General features: G+C 39.8%; 16 protein-coding genes. 3 read left to right on the forward strand and 13 right to left on the reverse strand.

What is annotated here, in order from left to right; translation table 11 throughout:
• Nucleotides 1-24: 24 nt before the first annotated feature.
• The 5 genes from EM4838_RS09520 to EM4838_RS09540 form a co-directional block, all read right to left on the reverse strand.
• Entirely contained in the window at nt 25-1,911 is a 1,887-nt protein-coding gene (locus tag EM4838_RS09520; protein ID WP_071866772.1) for a beta-glucoside-specific PTS transporter subunit IIABC, read from the reverse strand.
• 90 nt (nt 1,912-2,001) lie between these two features.
• A complete protein-coding gene (licT, locus tag EM4838_RS09525) occupies nt 2,002-2,859 on the reverse strand; it encodes a BglG family transcription antiterminator LicT (protein ID WP_019723114.1) in 858 nt (285 codons plus the stop codon).
• Between the two features lie 446 nt (nt 2,860-3,305).
• Nucleotides 3,306-5,084, reverse strand: coding sequence for an ABC transporter ATP-binding protein (locus tag EM4838_RS09530; RefSeq protein ID WP_071866771.1), 1,779 nt, complete (start codon nt 5,082-5,084; stop codon nt 3,306-3,308).
• Complete coding sequence (locus EM4838_RS09535; protein WP_071866770.1) at nt 5,084-6,835, reverse strand: ABC transporter ATP-binding protein; 1,752 nt, start codon at nt 6,833-6,835, stop codon at nt 5,084-5,086. Before EM4838_RS09535 ends, EM4838_RS09530 begins: the two co-directional genes overlap by 1 nt.
• A gap of 214 nt (nt 6,836-7,049) precedes the next feature.
• Nucleotides 7,050-7,274: a YneF family protein gene (locus EM4838_RS09540; protein WP_010734944.1), complete on the reverse strand. Its 225-nt coding sequence runs from the start codon at nt 7,272-7,274 to the stop codon at nt 7,050-7,052.
• Between the two features lie 244 nt (nt 7,275-7,518).
• Here EM4838_RS09540 and EM4838_RS09545 point away from each other — a divergent pair, with 244 nt between their 5' ends.
• Nucleotides 7,519-9,081, forward strand: coding sequence for an Nramp family divalent metal transporter (locus EM4838_RS09545; RefSeq protein WP_023520012.1), 1,563 nt, complete (start codon nt 7,519-7,521; stop codon nt 9,079-9,081).
• A 106-nt stretch (nt 9,082-9,187) separates the two neighbouring features.
• Here EM4838_RS09545 and EM4838_RS09550 read toward each other — a convergent pair whose 3' ends face one another.
• The gene (locus tag EM4838_RS09550; RefSeq protein ID WP_019723118.1) at nt 9,188-10,087 is read right to left on the reverse strand and encodes a deoxyribonuclease IV; all 900 of its coding nucleotides are present in this window, start codon (nt 10,085-10,087) and stop codon (nt 9,188-9,190) included.
• A 261-nt stretch (nt 10,088-10,348) separates the two neighbouring features.
• Here EM4838_RS09550 and EM4838_RS09555 point away from each other — a divergent pair, with 261 nt between their 5' ends.
• Complete coding sequence (locus EM4838_RS09555) at nt 10,349-12,694, forward strand: transglycosylase domain-containing protein (RefSeq protein WP_065096318.1); 2,346 nt, start codon at nt 10,349-10,351, stop codon at nt 12,692-12,694.
• Between the two features lie 225 nt (nt 12,695-12,919).
• On the opposite strand, the gene ccpA is transcribed toward EM4838_RS09555, so the two are convergent.
• The gene (ccpA, locus tag EM4838_RS09560; protein WP_023520019.1) at nt 12,920-13,921 is read right to left on the reverse strand and encodes a catabolite control protein A; all 1,002 of its coding nucleotides are present in this window, start codon (nt 13,919-13,921) and stop codon (nt 12,920-12,922) included.
• 213 nt (nt 13,922-14,134) lie between these two features.
• Here ccpA and EM4838_RS09565 point away from each other — a divergent pair, with 213 nt between their 5' ends.
• Complete coding sequence (locus EM4838_RS09565; protein ID WP_066026353.1) at nt 14,135-15,238, forward strand: aminopeptidase P family protein; 1,104 nt, start codon at nt 14,135-14,137, stop codon at nt 15,236-15,238.
• A gap of 597 nt (nt 15,239-15,835) precedes the next feature.
• On the opposite strand, the gene EM4838_RS09570 is transcribed toward EM4838_RS09565, so the two are convergent.
• From EM4838_RS09570 to lgt, 6 genes are all read right to left on the reverse strand, one after another.
• Nucleotides 15,836-16,264: a GNAT family N-acetyltransferase gene (locus EM4838_RS09570; protein WP_071866769.1), complete on the reverse strand. Its 429-nt coding sequence runs from the start codon at nt 16,262-16,264 to the stop codon at nt 15,836-15,838.
• Nucleotides 16,265-16,358: 94 nt separating this feature from the next.
• Entirely contained in the window at nt 16,359-16,922 is a 564-nt protein-coding gene (locus EM4838_RS09575) for a YtxH domain-containing protein (RefSeq protein ID WP_019724317.1), read from the reverse strand.
• A gap of 2 nt (nt 16,923-16,924) precedes the next feature.
• Nucleotides 16,925-17,368, reverse strand: coding sequence for a DUF948 domain-containing protein (locus EM4838_RS09580; RefSeq protein ID WP_071866768.1), 444 nt, complete (start codon nt 17,366-17,368; stop codon nt 16,925-16,927).
• A gap of 124 nt (nt 17,369-17,492) precedes the next feature.
• Entirely contained in the window at nt 17,493-18,425 is a 933-nt protein-coding gene (gene galU, locus EM4838_RS09585; protein WP_010734931.1) for a UTP--glucose-1-phosphate uridylyltransferase GalU, read from the reverse strand.
• A gap of 22 nt (nt 18,426-18,447) precedes the next feature.
• Nucleotides 18,448-19,461 carry an NAD(P)H-dependent glycerol-3-phosphate dehydrogenase gene (locus EM4838_RS09590; protein ID WP_071866767.1) on the reverse strand — a complete coding sequence of 338 codons (1,014 nt, stop codon included), beginning with the start codon at nt 19,459-19,461 and terminating at the stop codon, nt 18,448-18,450.
• A 43-nt stretch (nt 19,462-19,504) separates the two neighbouring features.
• Complete coding sequence (gene lgt / locus EM4838_RS09595; RefSeq protein ID WP_071866766.1) at nt 19,505-20,335, reverse strand: prolipoprotein diacylglyceryl transferase; 831 nt, start codon at nt 20,333-20,335, stop codon at nt 19,505-19,507.
• Nucleotides 20,336-20,344: the final 9 nt, after the last annotated feature.

The raw sequence follows: 20,344 nt of genomic DNA on the forward strand, positions 1-20,344 counted from the left end.
TTGATTTTAAAGGATTTAAACTCATCAAGTCAACGCTGTGATCAACTCATCCCCATTCGTCACGATCTTCGATTGATTCTCGACGATATCCAGGTAATCTGCTGAATTGGTAATAATGACAGGGGTTTCTACGCTATAGCCTTCACTTTCGATTGCATTGATATCAAATCGCAATAAGACGTCTCCTTGTTTCACTTTATCCCCTTGTTTCACAAAAGATTCAAAATGTTTCCCTTGCAATTGTACAGTGTCTAAACCAACATGGATCAACAGTTCCAATCCACTTTCAGAAACTAAACCGATCGCATGTTTTGAAGGAAATAGCGTCATCACTGTCCCATCGAATGGTGCAACAACTTCCCCTTTTTCTGGATAGATCAAGATTCCTCTTCCTAACGCGCCTTTAGCAAATGCTTGGTCTTTTGCTTCGCTTAAAGATGCAATACCGCCTTGGATCGGTGTTTTGACGATTTCTTTGATTTTACTTTCTTTTTTCTCAGGTACTACTTCTTCCGTATCTTTCCATAACAAGAAAGTCAAAGTAAAACCAATCGTTGCTGCAATTGCAATACCGATAAAGGCATTGTACATGCCACTTGCATCGCTACCACTAATGAAGTTCACCACTCCGAAGATGCCCAGTCCACCCATTGTATAACCTGTCGTACCACTCATCATCAAATAGATACCAGAGAGCGAGCCACCAATCATTGAATAAATGAACGGGGTCTTTTTAGGTAAAGTGATTCCATAGATGGCTGGTTCTGTTACGCCAAAGATTCCTGAGATAAAGGCAGGCATACATAAGGCTTTCATTTTCTTGTCTTTAAACTTGAAGTACATCGCTAACACAACGGCAGTTTGTGCAAAACTTGCCCCAAAAACACCTACCAGCATTTGACTTGAGCCATTTTGTGCCAGCTGCATGATCGCCAAAGGAATGATACTCCAATGTAGACCGAAGATAACTAATACTTGCCAGAAGAAACCTAGGACCCCACCATATAATGCTGGTGAAAAATCCATCAATGCTTGGAAACCTGCACTCAACCACTCTGTTAACAAGCTGACGATTGGGCCAATCGCCAAAAAGCCGATCGGTAGAGCAATCAATAAGACCATAAAAGGAACAACAAATGTTTGGACAACTGTTGGAACGATCTTCTTCGCAAATTTTTGCACTTGTCCGGCAAAAGCAATGATAAAGATGACAGGAATGACACTTGATGTATAAGAAGCTCCTACCCAGGGAATACCCAAGAAACTTTCATACGCGGGCAATCCTAAAAGGCTAAGCGGCGCTGCAGCACCTTGATTGGCTGCTTCAAAGCCACTTTGTAATGCCGGTCCTTGTACGGTCGGATAGACAAGGGCTGCACCGATGACGATGCCGACCATTGGATTCAATTTGAATTTTTTAGCTGCTGTATACCCTAAAATAACTGGCATGAAATAAAAGATCGAATCACCGATCCCATTTAACATGATATAAGTTCCGGAAGTCTGCTCATAGAATCCTAAAAAGATAAATAATGCATTCAATCCTTTGACCATCCCGGCAGCTGCTAAAGCTCCTAAGAAAGGCTGGAAACAACCACTTAAAATATCGATCAAACGATTAAATATATTGCCTTTCGCAGGGGCTAATTCCGCATCTTCTGAAATCCCTGCTACACTTAATACATCTGCATATACGTCTGGTACATGATTACCAATGACTACTTGGTATTGCCCACCGCTTTTCATGACGGTCACGACACCATCCATATTCTTCAATGTCTCGTCATCTGCTTTACTTTCGTCTTTTAACCGAAAACGCAAGCGAGTCACACAGTGCGTCAAACTACTGATATTTTCTTTTCCGCCAACATATTTCACGATTTCTTTTGCTAAATCTTGGTATTTTCCCATGTTCTTTTCCTCCAATTGTTTGATTGAAGGTTTAGCCAACTCAATGTCACTATCCTTTGGTACTCATTCGTTGAACCCACGGCCCTCCTTTTAGTGATTTTTTAAATGATTATTATCTGCCAAACGAGCCAGATGGATCGTTAAGTAGACAATTTCATCGTCTGACATATGATAATTAAATGTTTCCTGTAAGAATAAAGCGATTTTGTCCACGCAGCCAGAAGCCGTTTGGTATTTTCGCTGGATCATCTGGATCAGTTCTTCCTCGACCTCACCTTCTTGGGTAAGGGACGTGTTCATCACACGGCTGAGAAAAAAACGAAGATGCGTGACAAATCGGAAAAAATAAATCGATTCTTCATCAAAGGGTGTTTGATAATAATAGCGAACGATATTCAAAATATCCTGAATGGTTTTCGTAAACTGGTACATATTGTTCATACTATCTTGTTCTGATTGTGCATTGACTAAATGAAGGGCAATGAATCCAGCTTCATTTTCGGATAAATCAAATCCATATTTATGATGGACTCTTTCAATCGTTTTTTTACCTATTTGGTATTCTCTCGGAAATAATTGCTTGATATCATATAATAAAACATTAGGTAATCCAACGCCGGTTTTATAACGTTTGATCGCATTGTATAAATGATCGGTCAATGAAATATAAATGGATTCATTCAATGTCACATCTAACTTTTCTTTCGTATACTCGATGATCTCGTAGGAGAGTTCGAGGTATTCCATCGGGATATCCTCCGCTAATTTTTGAAAATGCCTCGAGAGTCGATCATCTGTCAAATGAAATTCTTTATCCACACCCGCTTCTAAAATAGCATCACCAATCTTTTTTTTGAATGCTAATCCTTTTCCCATAACGATCATTTCTCGATTTAATTTGTCCCTTGTGACAACGACATTATTATTTAGAATTTTTTCAATCCGCATAATATCCCCTTTCTATGATTGTCACTCCTAAAAAAACAAAAAAACCCAAAAAGTCAGCCATGGAATCGATTCATGGTGACTGATTAGGTTTAGCTTGCGTGATGCAATCACTATCCAACAGTATGTTCTTTTCTTCATAGTAGCGAAACAATTTTAAAATGTCAACGCTTTCTTTTGTATTATTCCTATATTTCTAAAAAAAATTCTTTCACGTTAACATGGAAACTACCACTCCCCCAGAACAGCCATTAACCGGATAGTAAGAATAGCCGATGGACTTTTTTGATTTGAATCACACTGCTGGCAATCAAGTCATAAAAAATAAGCCTTGATCCCCAAAAGTTGGCACGTTTTTGGGGATTCAAGACTTATGAGTTGAGGCTAACTATTTTTATCACGGTTTACGATACAAGTGTTTCAAAAACAGATACCTTTATTCTTCCCTGTTACTCACTTTGTAATTTGTACATATCTGCGTATAGCCCTTCTTCGGCTAATAGTGTTTCATGGTTGCCTCGCTCAACGATATGTCCTTTATCTAATACGAGGATCAACTCTGCATCGCGGATCGTCGACAGACGATGAGCAATAGCAATCGTTGTCCGACCTTGACGCATCTTCGCAAGTCCTTCTTGGATCAACACTTCTGTTTCTGTGTCGATATTCGCCGTTGCTTCATCCAGAACTAAGATTTTAGGATCCGTTACAATTGTTCGAGCAAACGTGATCAATTGGCGTTGCCCACTCGAATAGCTTGCCCCTCTTTCAATCACTTTTGAATGATACCCTTTCGGTAAGTCTTCGATGAACTGATTCGCTTGGACAAACTCAGCGGCTTCACGTATTTGTTCATCTGTGATCTCAGGATTCATCATTCGGATGTTTCCAGCGATATCCCCGTAAAATAAGAACGCATCCTGTAACACTAGGCCCATTTTATTGCGTAATTCAGCAATTGGATACTCACGAATGTCGTGATCATCAATCAAGATCTGTCCTTCATAAAACTCATAAAAACGCATCAACACATTGATGATCGAACTTTTTCCACTTCCTGTATGTCCGACTAATGCGACAGTTTCTCCTGGATTAGCAACAAATGAAATATTGTTCAATACATTGTTTTTTCCATCATAAGAGAAGCTGACATTGCGAAATTCGATTTTTCCAGCAGTGATCGTCCGATCCGCTGATTCCTTTTGCTGTGGTGCATATTCTTCCGTATCCATGATTTTCAAGATACGGCTACCTGCGACTGTTCCATCCGTAAAGACACTCAAGAAGTCCATCATTTGTGACATCGGATTAAAGAATCCTTGAACATAGGTGGTGAAAGCAAAAATCAAACCGACTTCAACTGGTGAATGTAACGCATCGAGTCCGAACAATGTCAAAGTCAAGGCAATTGCTAAAGCATATAAAAAACTGATGATTGGACTCAAAAGAATCGAATTTGTCTTGATCATGGCATAGCGAGTCGCTAGATACTCTTCATTGACTTCCTCAAATTCTTTTGCTAAACGCGATTCTTGACGAAATTGTTGGATGATCCGCATCCCAGAAATCGATTCATTTAGTTTTGTGTTCAATTGACTCAAGCGTTCACGCATATTTCGATAGATCCTTGAACTGAATTTTTGATAATACCAGATCACTACTCCTAAAATCGGTAAAAAGATCAGACACCATAGCGCGATTTTTTGATTGATTTGAAACATCGCAATAAATGAAGAAATCACGGCAAAAATTCCTGTTAAAACCATCAGAAAGACATACCAAAATTCAAACAGTGTTTCTGTGTCATTGGTCACACGAGAAACAGTTGATCCAGCTGGCGTTTGGTCAAAGTACCGCATTCCTAGTGTATGCAGTTTCTCAAACAACTTTACACGGATATGTTGGTAGGTCTTCAATGACGCCATCGAATAGAGATACCATTGGAAAAACCAGATGATACTTTTGATGATGACTCCAAATAGATAAAGCCCTGCAAAGAAAAGGATGACTTGTGTCGTTGCTGACTGCTTCGCTAGATGCTCATCCATGAATGTTTGGATGATCCTTGGCAATAGCACATTGATGACTGATAATACTAAAGCAAATAAAATCGCAATGATGAATGTCGAGCGAAAGGGTTTAGCAAATTGCATCAACCGTTTAATGATCGAAGCTTGTTCTTTATAGGTCATGGATTTTGACCATTCCGACTGATATTGATCTTCCATTATTCGCCACCTCCTTCAATTTTTGCTTCTAATTGTTGTTTCTGCCACATTTGTTCGTACCAACCACCAAGAGCTAACAACTCTTGATGTGTGCCACGTTCAATGATCCGACCATGATCGATGACGATGATTTCATTGGCGTGCATGACACTACTTAAACGATGGGCAGCAATGATCGTGGTTTTGTTTTTCCGTTCTGCTTTAAGGTTCCGTAAGATTGCTTCTTCTGTCTTAGCATCAACAGCGGATAATGCGTCATCCAAAATCAATAATTCGGGACTTTGGATCAATGCACGAGCAATCGACAACCGTTGCTTCTGTCCACCAGAAAGGGAGACCCCACGTTCACCGACCATTGTCTGGTACCCTTCTGGCAGTCCTTTGATTTCTTTGTTGATATACGCCAATTCCGCTGCTTCTTCCACTTCTTCTGGTGATTTCTGTGGATTGGAGAAGCGAATATTATCTAGGATCGTCATCGAAAACAAGAAATGATCTTGTGGCACATAACCAATCGAGCGCAACAAGGCATCTAGTGAGTAGTCTCTGATCGTTCGTCCGCCAAATTGGATTTCTCCTTGATAATGGTCATACTCACGCATCAATAATTTGATGATCGTCGTCTTACCGGCACCTGTTTTACCAACGATGCCTAACGTATCACCTTCATTGATCGCAAATTTGATGTGTTCTAACGCTGGCTGTTCATCGTCTGGATAGGTAAATTGTGTGATTGCCACATTCAACTCACCTTTTGCTGGTGTCATTTCTGCTCCTACTTTTTCGACGATATGTGTTTTCTCATGCAATAGTTCATTGACACGATCATACGAAGCATTCCCTCTCTCTAGTACATTGAACAGACGTCCAATCGCAAACATTGGCCAGACAAGCATGCCGATATAACTGATAAAGGAAACCATCTGTCCAATTGAGATCGTACCATCCAAGACATAACGTCCACCTAAAATAATGGTTGCCACATATGACAAGCCAATGATCAATGTGATGAATGGATCAAAAAGCGCATCTAAAAAGTTTACTCGCTTATTTTTCTCAATGGCATCATCGATCTTTTCTTGGAAATCTTCCAAGTCTTGTTTTTCTTGACCAAATGTTTTGATGACTTTGATACCTGTGATACTTTCTTGCGTTTTATCGTTGATACTTGAAAAGGCTTCTTGTGAATCACGAAACGCATCATGTAATTTTGAGCCTAAGATCCTTGAAGTAACTGCTAATAATGGCAATGGGATCAATGCAATCAATGTCAAGCGCCAATCAATGAATAGAACCATCGCAATGATCGTCGTGCCTCCAGTGATCACTGAATCTGCAAATGTTAAAATTCCTGCACCAGCTACATTTTGGATGGCGTTCAAATCATTCGTTGCATGAGCCATCAAATCACCCGTCCGGTATTTTTGATAGAACAAACTATCCATTCGCGTAAAATGAGCAAATAGACGCTGGCGTAATTCTTTTTCAAGCCTAGCTGCACTGCCCCAAATGTTCATTCGCCAAATATAGCGAAAAAGATATTGCAAAAAGGCCGCAATGATCAATACGCCTATCCACAATGCAATGATTTGCATCGAGATGTTTTGATCGGCGATTTCATCGATAATGATCCCGATGACTTTAGGTGGGATCAACTGCACTAATGCCACCGCGAACAAAGAAAATACGCCAATCAAATAGTGCTTTTTCTCTTGTTTAAAAAACCAACCCAATTTTCTGAAAATCGACATATATTTCCTCCTTCTAACTCCTAAAAATTTCCTTTATTTCCGAGGTTGAATTGTATCCTCAGATATCGTTGATCACAATCGAAAAAATATGATCGTCATACCATTTATAAAAAATAATCGTTGATCGGCATGAATGCGCTTTTCTCAAATGAAGAAAAAGAAAAAAGCGAGCTGAAATCAATCAGCCCGCTTTTTGATGTTGTCGAATAAGAACCTACTTCTTCCCTTGGTTCTTCATCTGTTGCATCATCTGACGAATTTTCTTTTCAGATGGTTTTTGCCCCATAGACATCATCATTGATCTTAACATTTCCTCATTAACGGGAGGATTTTTTTCTAAGTAATCTTTCATATATTTACGCGCAAGAAAGAATCCACCGACTGCGCCGATTAACAATGCAATAACTGCAATAAGTACAACGATTCCGTTTGATACCATGTAAATCTCTCCTTTCCTTTTCCTAATTGCTCTCAATGATTCATTTTACTAAAACTTACAAAAAAAAGAAAGGCGTTTTCTTAAGAATATGTAAAAAAAGTCATTTTTATTTCATGATTATACAAATACACCCATTTAGAAAGTAAGCCACATTTAATTTTTAGGTTAGCCGAATTTTTTTCTTTTATTTTTTCGTCTCTGGGTGTAGAATGAATTCGAAAAGAAATAGAAGGGTGGTTTTCATTTGAATAATCACGAAAATAAACATAAATGGATTGAACACACTAATGGGTTATCCCTTTCAGAAGTAAACGGTACGGTCAAAGTACCAAAAGGAAAAAGTTTCTTTCGCACCTTACTAGCCTATTCCGGACCTGGTGCACTCGTAGCAGTCGGCTATATGGACCCAGGTAATTGGTCAACATCGATCACCGGTGGGCAAAATTTCCAATACTTATTGATGTCAGTTATTCTGATGTCCAGCTTGATTGCTATGTTACTACAATATATGGCTGCCAAACTTGGGATCGTCAGCCAAATGGATCTGGCACAGGCGATTCGTGCTCGTACGAGTAAAACGTTAGGGGTCATTCTTTGGATCTTGACCGAATTAGCGATCATGGCCACAGACATCGCTGAAGTCATTGGTGCAGCGATTGCTCTATATTTATTATTTGATATTCCTTTGGCAATAGCTGTCTTTATTACTGTCTTGGATGTATTTGTTTTACTTCTTTTGACAAAGATCGGTTTTCGTAAAATCGAAGCATTAGTCGTCTGTTTGATTTTCGTTATCCTATTTGTCTTTGTCTACCAAGTGGCGCTTTCAAATCCTGATTGGAGCAGTCTATTCAAAGGCTTTATCCCTAATAGTCAAACATTTGCTGAAGAACCAAAAATCGGCGGAGAGACCCCATTGACTGGAGCTTTAGGGATCATTGGTGCAACTGTGATGCCCCATAATCTCTATTTGCACTCTGCTGTTTCCCAAACCCGCGAGATCGATCGAAAAGATCCAGAAGATATTGCAAGAGCGGTGCGTTTCTCGACATGGGATTCCAATATCCAATTAACGATGGCTTTCGTTGTCAATGCACTTCTATTGATCATGGGGGTTGCCGTCTTTAAAACTGGTGCAGTTCAAGATCCCTCTTTCTTTGGTTTGTATGAAGCACTTTCCGATCCATCTGCGATGAGTAACGGCGTCTTGATCGCCGTAGCAAAATCAGGCATTTTATCAACCTTATTTGCAGTAGCACTGCTTGCTTCTGGTCAAAATTCAACGATTACCGGTACATTGACTGGACAAGTCATTATGGAAGGCTTCATCCATATGCGCATGCCGATCTGGTTACGCCGTTTAGTCACTCGACTATTGTCCGTCATTCCAGTATTACTTTGTGTCTTGTTCACTAGCTCCAAAGGCACGATCGAAGAACATACAGCACTTAATAATCTAATGAATGAGTCCCAAGTATTCTTAGCTTTTGCCTTGCCTTTTTCAATGATTCCTTTATTGATGATGACCAACAGCCAAGCAGAAATGGGCGCCCGTTTCAAAAATTCACTGATCGTCAAAATACTTGGTTGGTTTTCTGTCATCAGTTTGACGTATTTAAACTTGCGCGGACTCCCAGGACAAATCGAAGCTTTCTTCGGCGATCAAGCTTCCACTGCGTCAATCGCCCTTGCTGATCGGATCGCTTACATCATCATCGTTGCAGTTCTCGCCTTACTCGCTTGGACAATCGTTGATCTTTATAAGGGAAATAAACGCTATGAACAACGTTTACAAGAGTTGTCTTGATCAAAGGTTTTAAACTAAACAAAAAAAGCTTAGATGAACAAAAAATATTTTTACATATTTTTGTGATCTAGGCTTTTTTCTTTATCTAATAACCTTTACAGATTATTCAGGCTTCTACATCTACTAATAATTCTGGAAATACTTCTGGATCAAAGGTTTCAGCTTTGAACATCGCGATTTCTTTCCCGTAAGGGGCATAAGCCAATTTTTTATCTTTTCCGACATATGGTGTTTCAAGAATCTTTGAAACATCTTTGAACATTGGTTCATGGACGATTTTATTCAATGCATCAAAACCGATCGTACCAAAGCCGATATTGGCGTGGCGGTCTTTATGTGAACCTTGTGGATTTTTGGAATCATTGATGTGTAGTACTTTTAAGCGATCTAAACCAATCACTTTATCAAACGTTTCAATCACGCCATAAAAATCATTCGCTACATCATAGCCGGCATCGTTCGTGTGGCACGTGTCAAAGGTGACTGATAGCTTTTCATTCAATGTCACCCCATCAATGATCTGTGCCAACTCTTCGAACGTTCTGCCGATCTCTGTACCTTTTCCTGCCATTGTCTCTAAGGCGATTTGTGCGGTCTGTTCTTTCGTCAAGACTTCATTTAGCCCTTCAATGATCCTTGCGATCCCTGCCTCTGCTCCAGCACCGACATGTGCGCCTGGATGCAATGTGATCTGAGTTGCTCCTAATGCTTCCGCTCGAACGATTTCTTCTCTTAAAAACTGCACAGCAAAAGGAAACATCTCTGGTTTCGTTGTATTTCCTAAATTAATGATATACGGTGCATGGACCACTATATTTTTCAGTCCATTTTCTTCCATATATTGTTTTCCAGCTTCAATATTCATTTCTTCAATTGGTTTTCTACGGGTATTTTGTGGTGCGCCCGTATAGATCATAAAGGTAGAAGCACCATAGCTGGCTGCTTCTTCTGCTGCACCTAGTAACATCTTTTTACCGCTCATACTGACATGTGAACCTAATAACATCGTACTCCTCCTATAAAGCCTTCTCGGCTAGTCACTCAGTGAATGGATTTGTTCACTCTCCTTTTATCTTAACTGAAACGGATTTGAAAGAAAAGTTTGAAATCTGTCCAATGATCCGAACAGATACAAAATAACTAGAGGAATTTTTAATGTTTTCTCCAAACCAAAGGTCAAAAAAGACACAAAAAAAGCCATGTCTGTTTTTTTGTTCTATTATTTGCTATAATTAGCGAAATAAAACCATTAGTTGAGGTGAAACCTTTGCCACGTAATAATACACGAAGAAAACAAGCACGACGAACAAAAGAAAAGTGGTTTGTTCCTAAGGTCATTTTTCGCGTTTTTCAATCATTAACCGTTTTTATCATGGTTCTTATCATTCTATTCGCTGCATTAGGTGTGGGAGTCGGTGCCGGCTATTTTGCGTATCTAGTTGAAGATACAAAGCTACCTTCCAAATCTGAGTTACAATCTGAGTTAGGCAATATAACCGAAACATCAAAACTTGTTTATGCCGATAATACAGAGATCTCGACGATCCAAACTGATTTGATGCGGACAACCGTCCCTTCAGATCAAATGTCGCCTTATTTAAAATCTGCGATCATCAGCACAGAGGATGAATATTTTGAAGAACATAAAGGCTATGTTCCTAAAGCGGTGATCCGAGCACTTTTCTCTGAAGCAACTGGGATCGGCTCATCTGGAGGATCAACACTGACACAGCAGTTAGTCAAGCAACAGATTTTGACCGATGAAACAACCTTTAAGCGTAAAGCAAATGAGATCTTATTGGCTGCTCAAGTCGAAAAACATTTTACAAAAGACGAAATCATCTCCACTTATTTGAATGTTTCACCTTTCGGAAGAAACAATAAAGGCCAAAATATTGCCGGTGTCCAAGAAGCCGCGCAAGGGATCTTCGGAGTCAATGCGAGCGATTTATCCTTACCACAAGCGGCATTTATCGCAGGTTTACCACAAAGTCCGATCACTTATAGCCCTTATACCAATACAGGTGCATTGAAAGAAGACCTTACTGCCGGCTTAGAAAGAAAAGACATCGTGCTATTTAGCATGTACCGTGAACACCAAATCACAAAAGAACAATATGAAGAAGCAAAAGCCTATGACTTAACAAAAGATTTCTTAGGTCAACAAGTGGCAGAACAAACTGACCGTGACTTCTTATATTACACGGTCATGAATGCCGCGACCGATATCATTGCTAGACAATTGGGAGAAAAAGATAACGCAGATCTATCCGATACAGACGTCTACAATGCCTACTATCAACGTGCAGAACAAACGATCCAAAATCAAGGCTACACGATTCATTCAACGATCGACAAAGGCATCTATGATGCGATGCAAGCAGGTGTTGCCAATTATGGTTACTTACTTGATGACGGAAAAGGCACACCTGTTGAGACTGGTAACGTTCTGATGGATAATAAAACCGGTCGAGTTTATGGATTTGTCGGTGGTCGTAATTATGCGCTGAACCAAAATAATCATGCCTTTGATACTCAAAGACAAGCCGGGTCATCGATCAAGCCGATGTTAGTTTATGGCCCAGCGATCGATATGGGCTTAGTTGGTTCAGAATCACGTGTTTCTGATTATGCAACTACTTGGCAAGAAGGCTCAAATGCCGGAGAAGACATCGTCAATGCGACGAATAAAGGATCAAATACCTTCCAAACAGTTCGTGAATCATTGGAATGGTCGAACAATATCCCTGCTTACCATTTATATCAAGATGTTTTGAACAATGGCGGCTCAAAACAATACGCCTACGAAACGTATCTATCAAAAATGAACTATCCTGCAAATGCTAACTGGGGCGTTGAATCGGCACCACTGGGAACAGTCGATGTCACCACTCTTCAACAAACCAATGGCTTCCAGGCATTAGCAAATAATGGCGAATTCCAGCAAGCGTATATCATTGATGCAATCACTGACAACGAGGGGAATGTCATTTATCAACACGAAGTTAAACCAGTGCGCGTCTTTTCCGAAGCCGCAGCTTCGATCGTCAATGATATGTTACGTAGCGTTATCAATGAAAAGATCACCACACCATTCAAAGATGATATCACTAGTCTCAATGGCAGCTTAGGTCAAGCGGACTGGATCGGTAAAACTGGTTCAACGAATGATTACCGAGATTCATGGTTAGTTGTCTCCACACCCTCTGTCACGATCAGTAGTTGGGCAGGACACGATGATAATACCGGAATGGATGCCCAAGCAAGATTGCGTTCATCCAAATATTTAGCGAATTTAATCAATCAAGTGTATCAAGTAAACCCAACGATTTTTGGTACCGATCAGAAATTCACACTTGCTTCTGATGTGAAGAAAGAAGACGTTTCTGCCTTCACAGGACAATTACCTGGAAAAGTGACCGTTGACCGAAGATCGATCAATACACCTAGCAAAACTGTCGAGTCACTTTGGGCAAAAAATGGTCCTGAGAAAAGCACCTTCAAATTTGGTGTAGGTGGAACAGATGAAAATTACAAAGATTATTGGAATACTGTCGGAACATTCGAACGTGAAAATCCACAGAACAAAGAGGATGACAAAGACGACGATTAACAAAACAATCTGAGTCCACTACTCTTTCTCACAATAAAATGAGCCTGATCTTGATAAATGATATCAAGGTCAGGCTCATTTTTTATTCGTTTTTACTTATCTTTGGTGAAGCTTTGCCCCTGTTATTTCCATAAAAAAGTAGCTGAAACGACGATTCTTTGTCATTTCAGCTACTTTTAGTTATCGTTTTATTTGATCAATCGCTTGATGTTTATCTCAATCGATTTATTTCGTTGAACCTTTTTCTTCAATTCCATAAGGTAAGATGATTGTTTTTTCTTCTACTTCTTCTTTGTTCATCATTTTTGTCAATAGACGCATTGATACCGCACCTAAGTCATATAATGGTTGCGTAATACTTGTCAAGCGTGGGCGAGCAACTTCAGTCAATAAAGAATTGTTGCTTGTGATGATCTCAAATTCTTCTGGTACTTTGACACCACGGTCAATCAAGCCATCTAAAATACCGATTGCTAGTTCATCATCCGTTACATAAACAGCAGTTGCTCCACTATTGTGGATACGTTCTACTAATGACAAGCCATCTCTAAAATTATAGCTTGATTCAAAGATCAAACCTTCACTATAAGTCAGTCCGTTTTCTTTCAACGCTTCTTTGTAGCCTTTCAAACGGTTTTGGCCATTGATCGGGTCAATCAATGCACCACTTACAAAGGCAATTTTTTTATTGCCGTTTTTAGCTAATTTAGTTACTGCATCTTTTGTCGCTGAAGTATAGTCGATGTTGACACTTCCTACTTGTTCGTCTGGATCGATCGAACCAGCTAAAACAACTGGAGTTTTTGAACGTGAGAATTCGCCACGGATTTCATCTGTGATATGATGCCCCATGAAAATCACACCGTCAACTTGTTTGGCTAAAAGATTGTTCAGTACGTTGACTTCTTTTTGGTCATTTCCGTCTGAATTTGCCAAAATGATATTATATTTGTACATCGTTGCCACATCATCGATCCCACGTGCTAATGAAGCAAAGAACATATTGCTGACATCTGGGATGATAACCCCAACCGTCGTTGTTTTTTTACTTGCAAGACCACGAGCTACAGCATTTGGGCGATAATCTAAGCGGTCAATGACTTCCAATACTTTTTTTCTTGTAGCTGGTTTTACATTTGGATTCCCATTGACAACACGTGAAACAGTAGCCATCGAAACATTTGCCTCTCTCGCTACGTCATAAATAGTGATAGTTTGTTTTTCCATCGTTGTTCTCCTATTCTGTTTTTATATCTTTTCTGAAAATACGATTTACATTTCTAAAACAGGATATCAAAGATTGACAGAAATTGCAACCGTTTTACTAGCGTTTTCATGAAAAAAATCACCTTTTTCACTTTTAGTCAATTGGTCTTTTTTTACAAGAGTGGTACAATGAATTATCGAAACATGCCATAAATGCGAAAGAAGGATGTCCAAATGAATCTTGAAAAAATCAATGAATTACGCCAATGGATGGCTCAAAAAGAAATCGACCTTGCTTATATCAGTGATCCAGGTCATATCGCCTATTTTGCTGGTTATGAAAGTGAACCCCACGAACGTGTACTAGCTCTATTTCTTCCACTTGATCAAGATCCTTTCTTGTTTACACCAGCGCTAGAAGTAGAAGATGCACAAAATAGTCCTTGGGCCTATGATGTCCGAGGTTATCTTGATAGTGAAGATCCTTGGCTATTGATCGGGCAAGAGATCCGCACCCGTTATCCACAAATAAAAACGATCGGGATCGAAAAAAATGCGTTGACGGTTGATCGCTTTGACGCGTTATCGCAACAAATGACAAGCAGTGTCCGATTTGCTGACCTGACTCCAGTCATCCAACGTCTGCAATTAATCAAAACAACAAAAGAAAAAGAGCAATTGATTGCGGCAGGAAAATGGGCAGATGTAGCTTTTGAAATTGGTTTTCGCTCCATCAAAGAAGGCGTAACGGAACAAGCAATTATTGCTGAAATCGAATATCAACTAAAAAAACAAGGGGTATCTCAAATGTCTTTTGACACGCTAGTTTTAGCGGGGACAAATGCAGCAAGCCCTCATGGAACACCTGGAAGTACTACGATCCAACCAAATGAACTTGTCTTGTTCGATCTAGGCGTCGTATGGGATGGCTATTGTAGTGATGCGACACGAACAGTTGCCTTCCAAAAACCGACAGAATTTCAAGAGAAAATCTACCAAATCACGCTTGAAGCCCAATTAGCAGCTCAAGAAGCCGTGCGTCCAGGCGTCACAGCCGCTGAACTTGATCAAGTCGCACGTAACGTCATTGAAAGTTACGGCTACGGCGAATACTTCAATCATCGTCTAGGTCATGGTATTGGTACGACGGTCCATGAATATCCCTCACTAGTTGCAGGCAATGATCTAGTGATCGAAGAAGGCATGTGCTTCTCATTAGAACCAGGTATTTATATCCCTGATCAAGTTGGCGTAAGAATCGAAGATTGCGTTTATGTCACAAGTGACAGTTGTATCCCATTTACAACAACACCAAAAGAATTATTAGTGGTGGAGTAAGGTTGTGAGAAAGCCGTTCTGCTCCGAGTATTAAGGCAGAACTTGGGAAAATAGCTTCTCATATTTTTTCAAGTTTTGACTTAATATTGAAGGAGCTGGCTTTCGAACACCGTTTATCATAGGTTGTGAAAGAAGCGCTCAACACTGAGTAATAAGGGCAGAAAAATCCAAAATGGCTTTTTTCATTTTGGGTTTTTTTGACTTATTATTGAAGTGTTGCTTCTTGAACACCGTTTGTCGAGGTTGTGAGAAAGCCGTTCTGCTCCGAGTATTAAGGCAGAACTTGGGAAAATAGCTTCTCATATTTTTTCAAGTTTTGACTTAATATTGAAGGAGCTGGCTTTCGAACACCGTTTATCTAGGTTGTGAAAGAAGTGTTTTGACCTGAGCAGTAAGCTGGGAAATCAGAAAATAGCTTTCCATATTTTTTGATTTCTCAGCTTAATGTTGAAGGTCAGCTTCTTGAACACCATTTATCGAGATTGTGAAAGAAGCGTTTTGACCTGTAAATAAGCGATAACCCCAAAGTAGAGAACTATTTTCGGGTTATCGCTTATTTTTTGAGTTGCTTCTCTGGCATCAGTTAGTTGTCGATACCTATTCATTTGTTAATTGCTTCTTCAAATAGAATTTAGTCGTCCCAACAAAAGGCATGTTTTCCACCGAAGCAAATACTTCAAAACCATGTCTTTCATAGAATTTTCGAGCTTGATAGTCTTGAGTATTGACGGTCATATATAAGCACTGATTTTCCAATGCTGTTTGTTGAACCGCTTCGATTAATCGCGATCCGATGCCTTCGTGACGGTACGATTGATCTACGCCGAGCAATGATAGATGCAAGGTATTTCCAAATAAAGATGCCACTGCGCCACCGATCCACTTCTCATCCTTAGATGCACTGATTGAAATGGTTTGAGTTGTTAAGTGTTCATTTGTAGAAAATGATTGCATATATTGTTCGTTCAGCAGACCAATGATTTTCTTTTCTGTTTCTTCGGAATCGCTTTTCTTGATCTCAATCATTTACACTATCCTCTCCTCGTAAGATTAGAGAAAAAAGGACACGAATCAGGTTGTTTCCTGATCGTGCCTTTTCTTGCTCACTTTTTAGTGTTGCTTATTTAAATGTATCTTTTAGATCTTCTTTCGCAGTAGCTGCATCTTCTTTTGCCATTTCAGACAAGATTTTTGCATCTTCAGCAACTGGTTTTGCCTCGTCGATGCCTTCTTTTACAGTGCTACCTGCTTGGTCTGCTGTATCTTTGATGTCGATCATGATGTCTTCTTTCGCAGCTGCTGCTGTGTCGCCTAAATCAGCAGCAGATTTTTTGAAACGATCAGATAAATCAGCTGATTGTTCTTTCAATGTCACTAAAATATCTTCTGATTCATCTCCTGCATCAGCTGTTGCGTCTGAGACTGTTTGTTTGACATTACCAGCTAAATCGCCTGCTTGTTGTGAAAGATCATGTGCTTTGTCTTTTGCGATACTTGTCAATTCAGTTGATTTTTCTTTTGCCATCTCTGTATAATCAGAAGCCATATCTAGAAAATCATCCGCTTGTGCTGCTAGTTCATCACGTAATTCTTTACCTGATTTTGGTGCAAGTAGTAATGCTGCCACTGCTGCGGCTGTACCACCAATCACTGCACCTAGTAAAAATCCACCTTTTTTTGCCATGATTATTTTCCTCCTGTCGTATCTGTTGTTGTTTTTTTATGTTTAAAGAATTTCACTGCAGTCCCACCGACTTTGCTGGCAACAGTTGCTTTTGCTGTTGTTTTACCGATGCCACCAACTTTTGTAACGATGTGTTTGCTTGAAGAATTCAATTCTGATACACTCTCGCTCAAATCAGCGACAGCTGTAAATAAAGGATCGATCGTTGCTACTTTTCCGTTGATATCATTCAATAATTCGTTGCTTTTCACTAACAAGCCTTCGACTTGTCTCGATAAAAGATCAACATCTTTTGTAACGACTTCAATCGTTGTGTTTGCTTCTGTTACTGTTTGTTCTGCTTTTTCAATCGTTTTTGCTAATCGAATCAATACACGTACTAGAAAGACCACAAGTATTGCAAAAGCAATTGCTGCAATCAAGCCAGCAATTTCTCCAACTGTCATAATCAAGCCTCCTTCTCCTCTTCTTGCTATAAGGATAGCATTTTCATATTTTTTAAACAAATAAAAAATAGCAAAAAGCTTCAACTACCTACATTTTGATCAGCAGCTGAAGCATCTCGCTTGTTTACTTTTTGTTAGTTGGTTCAGAAGTTTCTGTTGATTGATTGAAAGATGAAGGCGTCTCTGCTGCTAAAGACTTGCCTAATGATAGAATATATTCTCTTAATGGGCCACCCACTTCTGGATGCGTCAATCCATATTCGATACTTGTTTTCATAAAACCAAATTTGTCGCCGACATCGTAACGTTTACCCGTAAATTTACGTGCGAATACGCGTTGTGTCTTATTCAATGTATCGATTGCATCGGTCAATTGGATCTCATTACCTGCACCTGGTTTTTGCTCTGCTAAGACATCAAAGATCTCGGGTGTCAATAAATAGCGTCCAATAATTGCTAAATCACTTGGTGCTTTACTTGGTTCAGGCTTTTCAACAAAATCTTTGACATTGAATAAGCCGTCTTCTAATTCTTCCCCTGGATTGATGATTCCATATTTAGATGTATCTTTGTGTGGTACTTGCATCACGGCGATCGTTGAAGCATGTGTACGCTCATAATCGTCGATCAGTTGTTGTGTCAATGGGATTTCATCTTCCATGATGTCATCGCCTAACATGACAACAAACGGTTCATTGCCGATAAATGCTCTTGCTTGTAAAACCGCGTGTCCTAACCCTTTAGGATGTGATTGACGAATAAAATGAAGGTTTACATCCGTTGTTTCTTCTACTAATTTCAGTAATTCAGTTTTTCCTTTTTCGCCTAAGTTCGTTTCTAATTCGATATTTGAGTCAAAGTGATCTTCAATTGGGCGTTTTGCTTTCCCTGTCACGATCAAAATGTCTTCAATCCCTGATTTTAACGCTTCTTCTACGATAAATTGAATCGTTGGTTTATCAACGATTGGCAACATTTCTTTTGCCATCGCTTTTGTTGCAGGTAAAAATCTTGTTCCTAAACCTGCTGCTGGAATCACTGCTTTTTTTACTTTCATTTTTTTCTCTCCCTTAAAAATGTTAGTGAAATTCATTCTCTTTTTTACCATCGCGCAACATGATCTCTGTCGCTGCTTCATTTATGTTCTTGTGCTCATATAGCACTTCATAAATCGTTTGAGTGATCGGCATCTCGATCCCCATGGTCTCAGCTAACTCTTTAGCGGCACGTGTCGTCTGGACACCTTCCACGACCATGCCCATATTATCCAAGACTTCGCTTAATTCATGGCCTTGTCCAAGCAGATTACCGGTACGCCAATTTCTCGAGTGGATACTTGTACAAGTGACAATCAAATCACCGACACCGCTCAGTCCGATGAAGGTCAACGGGTTTGCTCCCATAGCAACACCTAACCGGCTGATTTCTGCTAATCCTCTTGTCATGATAGCTGCCTTTGCATTGTCCCCAAACCCTAAGCCATGGATTGCACCTGCACCGATTGCAATAATGTTTTTTAAAGCGGCACCCATTTCAACCCCAATGACATCAGGATTCGTATAGATTCGGAAATAATGATTCAAAAATAGTGTTTGAACAAATTTAGCAGCATCTGCCTCCGTACTCGCAGCAGTGATCGTCGTAATATCGTGACGAGCCACTTCTTCTGCATGACTTGGACCCGATAAAACAGCGATTGCTTGTCTCTTTTCTGCTGGGATCTCTTCTGCTAGGACTTCTGAGATCCGCTTGTGTGTTCCTTGTTCTAAGCCTTTACTTGCATGGATGATCACTGGTTTTGTTTGTAAGACCTCAACGAGTTCTTGACATACAGAACGAATCGCCTTAGTCGGTACTACGAACAAAACAGCATCTACATCAGAAACAGCCTTCGCCATGTCCGAATATGCGATGATCATTTTGGGTAATTGGTGTTTTGGTAAATAACGCTCATTGGTATGCTTTTGGTTGATTTCATTAACCTGTGAAGCACGGTGACTCCAGAGTCGAACGTCATGACCATTTTCAGCAAGCACTTGTGCTAATGCTGTTCCCCACGAGCCAGCACCTAAAACCGCTACCCTATATTTCATTTTACCACTCCTGCAAATTTTTTCATTTTTTTCGACTTGGACTTTAGATAATGAATTGATTTTTTCCTAAAGATCGGTCGTAATCTGGTAAGTTGCCTTTTTTCCGACGCCAGATGAATAGAACGATTGCTCCAATGAATAGCACAGCAGATAAAAGCTGTGACACACGGATCGTATCTAAAAGGTAAAGACTATCCGTTCTCATTCCTTCGATGAAGAAACGACCAAAACTATACCATATCAAGTAAATCAGTGCGATTTCCCCTTTTTTCAAAAGATGCGTTTTTTTCCGTAGTGATAAGAGGATGATCACGCCAATAAGGCTCCACACCGATTCATAAAGGAAAGTTGGCTGTCGATAGATCCCATCGATATACATATTATCAATAATAAAATTCGGTAAATATAGACTTTCTAAGAAACTCCTTGTTGTATCTGGTCCAAATGCTTCATGGTTCATGAAATTTCCCCAGCGCCCAATTGCTTGTGCTAATAAAACACTAGGTGCAGCAATGTCCAAGAACGTCCAGGCATCAATGAAGTGATATTTCGTGTAAAAATATAATGTGATACCTCCTGCAATCAGACCACCATAAATCGCTAGTCCGCCTGAACGGATATTGAATATTTGGATCGGATTTGCAATATACTGTGGTAAATCGAACAAGATGTAATACAAGCGTGCGCCAATGATCGATAGCGGTAATCCCCATAACATAAAGTCAGTGACGTCTTCTGCTTTCATTCCTACTCTTACTGCTTCTCGACTACTTAACCACATGGCGATGATAATGCCTGAAACAATGATCAATGCGTACCAGTAAATAGGAACGCCTAAAAGGTCAAAAGCGACCCGATTGATTTGTGCAATCATACTTTCACT

The sequence above is a fragment of the Enterococcus mundtii genome (genome assembly GCF_002813755.1).
GTDB classification, from domain to species: Bacteria; Bacillota; Bacilli; order Lactobacillales; family Enterococcaceae; genus Enterococcus_B; species Enterococcus_B mundtii.

Bases quoted from the DNA above. Each gene is read 5' to 3' on its own strand.
- EM4838_RS09520 (WP_071866772.1), bottom strand. From the start codon at position 1,911: ATGGGAAAATACCAAGATTTAGCAAAAGAAATCGTGAAATATGTTGGC.
- licT (WP_019723114.1), bottom strand. From the start codon at position 2,859: ATGCGGATTGAAAAAATTCTAAATAATAATGTCGTTGTCACAAGGGAC.
- EM4838_RS09530 (WP_071866771.1), bottom strand. From the start codon at position 5,084: ATGGAAGATCAATATCAGTCGGAATGGTCAAAATCCATGACCTATAAA.
- EM4838_RS09535 (WP_071866770.1), bottom strand. From the start codon at position 6,835: ATGTCGATTTTCAGAAAATTGGGTTGGTTTTTTAAACAAGAGAAAAAG.
- EM4838_RS09540 (WP_010734944.1), bottom strand. From the start codon at position 7,274: ATGGTATCAAACGGAATCGTTGTACTTATTGCAGTTATTGCATTGTTA.
- EM4838_RS09550 (WP_019723118.1), bottom strand. From the start codon at position 10,087: ATGTTATTAGGTTCACATGTCAGTATGAGCGGTAAAAAGATGTTACTA.
- ccpA (WP_023520019.1), bottom strand. From the start codon at position 13,921: ATGGAAAAACAAACTATCACTATTTATGACGTAGCGAGAGAGGCAAAT.
- EM4838_RS09565 (WP_066026353.1), top strand. From the start codon at position 14,135: ATGAATCTTGAAAAAATCAATGAATTACGCCAATGGATGGCTCAAAAA.
- EM4838_RS09570 (WP_071866769.1), bottom strand. From the start codon at position 16,264: ATGATTGAGATCAAGAAAAGCGATTCCGAAGAAACAGAAAAGAAAATC.
- EM4838_RS09575 (WP_019724317.1), bottom strand. From the start codon at position 16,922: ATGGCAAAAAAAGGTGGATTTTTACTAGGTGCAGTGATTGGTGGTACA.
- EM4838_RS09580 (WP_071866768.1), bottom strand. From the start codon at position 17,368: ATGACAGTTGGAGAAATTGCTGGCTTGATTGCAGCAATTGCTTTTGCA.
- galU (WP_010734931.1), bottom strand. From the start codon at position 18,425: ATGAAAGTAAAAAAAGCAGTGATTCCAGCAGCAGGTTTAGGAACAAGA.
- EM4838_RS09590 (WP_071866767.1), bottom strand. From the start codon at position 19,461: ATGAAATATAGGGTAGCGGTTTTAGGTGCTGGCTCGTGGGGAACAGCA.
- lgt (WP_071866766.1), bottom strand. From the start codon at position 20,335: ATGATTGCACAAATCAATCGGGTCGCTTTTGACCTTTTAGGCGTTCCT.